This is a genomic window from Ginsengibacter sp., from assembly GCF_057362405.1.
Map to the genome: position 1 here is coordinate 1 of NZ_JBMQQG010000004.1, position 4,335 is coordinate 4,335.

The window sequence follows — 4,335 nt, forward strand, 5'->3', positions numbered from 1 at the left end:
ATACATCCACAGTAGGTACGCACAAAGCAAGAATATTCGATAAACTCAATTGTAAAAATGTTATTGGCATTAATGAACTCGCCAGGTTGCATAACTTCACTCAGCCGGAATAATTTGGACTGACGGGGATATTATTCTTTGGAAGTTTAGAAAATTGCGATAATACAAATTTCCATATTTCAACATTTCTTATGTTTGCTTACCATGCCACTGTTCAACAAGCCACCCCGTATTATAGTTACTTGTAACAAGCGACTATCTGTCTATTTGGAAAAAGAAGTGAGAGAATTGGGGTTTAAAATAGTGCAAACTTTTTCTACTGGCGTAGAATTAAATGGAACGTTGCACGATTGCATTACACTGAATTTGAATATTCGATGCGCCAGCCAGGTTTTGTATTCGCTCAAATCCTTCCCGTGCGACAGTCCTGCAGAGTTATACGATTCAGCATTTGGAATTGAGTGGGAAAATATTATTTCAAAAGATGGATATTTTTCTGTTACAAGTTCGATTGATCATCCAACAATAAATAATTCTTTATTTGCCAATGTGAAAGTGAAAGACGCTATTGTAGATCGTTTCCGGCAAAAGACGCAGGTGAGGCCCAATTCAGGTTCAGATTTAAAAAACACCGTAATTCACTTATTTTGGAAAAATGAAGTTGCGGAGATTTTTATTGATACTTCAGGCGAAACTTTGGCCAAACACGGCTATAGAAAAATTCCGGGAAAGGCTCCCATGTTGGAGGCCCTTGCTACTGGCACGCTGATGGCAACTAATTGGAACCGGCAAAGTGTATTTATTAACCCGATGTGCGGCTCGGCAACCGTTGCAATTGAAGCAGCGCTACTGGCAACCAACAGGCGTCCGGGTTTATTTCGCGATAATTATGGGTTCAAACACATCCTCGGTTTTGATGAAAATTTCTATGAAAAAGAAAAAAGAAAATTAACCGCGCAGGTTATTGATTTGCCTCAGCTCAGGATTATGGCTTCAGATATAAGTGCAGATGCGATAAATATTTCTAAAATAAATGCAGGTGCGGCAGGGGTTGAAGAATTAATTGAGTTTGAAGTCTGCGATTTTAGGGATATCATAATCCCGGAAAATGAGCCGGGTGTCATTTATTTTAATCCTGAATATGGAGAAAGGTTAGGCAACCTCGATGAATTGCAGGATACCTATGCTCAAATAGGCGATTTTATGAAAAAGAAATGTAAAGGTTACACAGGTTATGTATTCACAGGAAATCTTGAACTTGCCAAAAAAATCGGCTTAAAGGCAAAGCGCCGCATTGAATTTTATACCAGCAAGATCGATTGCCGTTTATTGGAGTTTGAGTTGTACCCAGGCACAAAACGTTCTGATAAATTATAAGTAAAACTGATTTATTCTGCAAAACGCGAACATTCCCAAAACCTGTCCCACGCAGTATTTGTGAGGCTGCTGTTAAGTCTTTCCTAAATCAACGATGTTTGACCCGTTAAAACGTTTCGATTTTTCTATCTTGCCGTTCTTAAATTATTTTCATGAAGAATATTTTACTCATTATAAATATTGTTTTGATTTGCCTTGTAGGTTACTTATACTACCTGCATTTTAATGAGTCCAGGAAACTGGATATACAAAGTTTCAGGTCTGAGGCAATAAAAGGAAATGGAACAACAACGGCTCGCTCTAAAGTGGCTTATATAGATCTTGATTCACTACAAAATAATTATACGTACTATAAGAAAATTAAAGCTGATTTTGAGCGCAAACAGTCTGCTGCGAATGATGAGATTGGCGGATTGCAAAAAAAATATCAGGCTCGTGCTGCGCAACTGCAGCAAAAGGGCCCAACTATGAATCAGCAGGAACAAGAATCCGCTATGCAGGAAATTAATAAAATGCAACAGGACCTCCAGTCGAGAAAACAGCAAATCGATAATGAACTATACAATTATAATTCAAAAATGAAGGAAGACATCTTAACCCGCATTCAAAATTTCTTGAAAGACTATAATAAAGATGGAAAATACTCTTACATATTTTCTTACGAGCCTGGGTTTATGTTCTATAAAGATTCCACATTAAACATAACACCAGATGTGATTGAAGGTCTTAACACTCTTTATTCTTCTGAAAATAAAAAGTAATTACCCAAACCAATCTGAAATAAATATTTATCTTCAACCCTGTTTATTAAAACAGGTGTTTTTATGAGTGAACATGCTACGTCGTTTAAGCCAAGCCTCCGCCTTTTTGATGCAACAATGATTGTTGCCGGATCTATGATTGGTTCGGGTATTTTTATTGTAAGTGCGGATATTACCCGTAACGTTGGAAGTGCAGGATGGCTCATCATCGTTTGGTTGCTTACGGGCTTCATGACGCTTACGGCGGCATTGAGCTATGGCGAATTAAGCGCCATGTTTCCGAAAGCAGGTGGACAATACGTTTATCTTAAAGAGGCCTATAATCCATTAACCGGTTTCGTGTATGGGTGGAGTTTTTTTGCTGTTATTCAAACAGGAACAATTGCGGCCGTAGGTGTTGCCTTTTCAAAGTTTGCCGCCTATTTAAATCCTTCTTTAAGCGAAACAAATTATTTATTAAAAATAAGTACCGGGTTAACTAATAAAGGAGTTGAAACTTTCTTCACAATAAGTGTAGCCCAAATAGTTGCCATTATTTTAATTGCATTTCTCACATGGACCAATACAAAAGGTGTTAAAGGCGGAAAATGGATTCAGAATATTTTTACATCCACAAAAATTCTGTCTTTACTCGGATTAATTATAGCAGGTATCATTTTCTTTAAGCCCGAAGTTTGGCACACAAACTGGGTGGACGCTTTTAGCATGAAAAAATTATCTGATACCGGTGGCGTTGAGGGAGTTGTTGGTGCAGGTATTTTGGGAGCAATCGCCGCAAGTATGGTCGGGTCAATTTTTAGCAGCGATGCACGGAACAATGTGACGTTCATAGCAGGCGAAATTAAAAATCCTAAGCGAAATATTGGCCTTAGCCTTTTTTTAGGAACTTTTATTGTTACGATAATATACGTTTGTGCCAACCTTATGTATGTTGCTGTGTTGCCATTGCACGACCTTGCTTTTGCAACAAACGACCGGGTAGCTGTGGCTGCGGCAAATTCGATGTTTGGAAACGCAGGCACTTATGTAATTGCCATTATGATTATGATTTCAACTTTTGGTTGTAATAATGGACTTATTCTTGCCGGCGCCAGGGTATATTATAGCATGGCTAAAGATGGATTATTTTTTAAGAAAGCTGCGACATTAAATAGTCATGCAGTTCCTGAATGGGCACTGTGGTCTCAATTCGTGGTGGCGTCACTGTTATGCCTTAGCGGAAGATACGGAGACCTCCTCGATATGATTTCTTTTGTAGTAGTAATATTTTATGTGTTAACTATTTGGGGAATTTTTATTTTAAGAAAGAAAAGGCCTGGTGCAGAAAGACCTTACAAAGCCTTTGGTTACCCTGTGTTGCCCGCTCTTTATATAATTATGGGTTCGGCCTTTTGTATTCTATTAATTATCTACAAGCCTGATTTTACCTGGCCGGGTTTAATAATAGCCTTACTGGGAATCCCCATTTATTATATGGTTTCTCCAAAAAAGCATAATTCAAACCTTGAATAATGGATGTTGATTTTGATAAGCTGTTTAGTGATATTTCAAAAATGAAAGTTGCTGTAATAGGCGATGTTATGCTCGATACGTATTGGTGGGGTAATGTAGAAAGAATTTCGCCCGAAGCGCCTGTTCCAATAGTTGCTGTCGATAAGCGTGAAAAGCGGATCGGCGGAGCCGGCAACGTTGCTCTAAATGTCCAGGCCTTGGGAACCAAAGTAGCACTGATAAGTATCCTTGGTGATGACGAAGATGGTGTCCACCTTAAACAACTTTTGTTGGATAATAATATTGATACCCGTTTTATTTTCGAAAGTAAGAAACGAATTACTACAAATAAGATAAGGATCATAAGCCGTAACCAACAAATGATGCGGCTCGACGCTGAACATACGGAAGATTTAGACGAAACAGATGAAACCAAACTGCAAAATCAAATAGAAAAATATATTCTTTCGGAAAAGCCTAACGTAGTAATTCTTGAAGACTATAACAAAGGAATTCTCACACAAAATATTATAGAGAATACTATTGAACTTTGCAACAAAAATAATATTCCGATAACGGTGGACCCTAAACGAAAAAATTTCTTTTCTTATAAAAATGCAACTTTGTTCAAGCCTAATTTGCATGAAGCAATTACGGCACTTAATCTTCTGGCGGAAAACGTTTCTACTGAACTGCTTACTGATAT

At 37.9% G+C, this 4,335-nt stretch carries 4 protein-coding genes; all 4 read left to right on the forward strand.

Annotation, left to right across the window (positions count from 1 at the left end):
- The first annotated feature begins 204 nt into the window (after positions 1-204).
- Positions 205-1,377, forward strand: coding sequence for a THUMP domain-containing class I SAM-dependent RNA methyltransferase (locus ACO1O5_RS00170; RefSeq protein WP_486267247.1), 1,173 nt, complete (start codon positions 205-207; stop codon positions 1,375-1,377).
- 152 nt (positions 1,378-1,529) lie between these two features.
- On the forward strand, positions 1,530-2,138 hold the full coding sequence (locus ACO1O5_RS00175) for an OmpH/Skp family outer membrane protein (protein WP_486267249.1): 609 nt from the start codon (positions 1,530-1,532) through the stop codon (positions 2,136-2,138).
- Between the two features lie 63 nt (positions 2,139-2,201).
- Positions 2,202-3,650 carry an APC family permease gene (locus tag ACO1O5_RS00180; protein ID WP_486267251.1) on the forward strand — a complete coding sequence of 483 codons (1,449 nt, stop codon included), beginning with the start codon at positions 2,202-2,204 and terminating at the stop codon, positions 3,648-3,650.
- Positions 3,650-4,335, forward strand: a 686-nt coding sequence (locus tag ACO1O5_RS00185) for a bifunctional heptose 7-phosphate kinase/heptose 1-phosphate adenyltransferase (RefSeq protein WP_486267253.1), incomplete at its 3' end; no start/stop codon positions are given. The genes ACO1O5_RS00180 and ACO1O5_RS00185, both read left to right, overlap by 1 nt.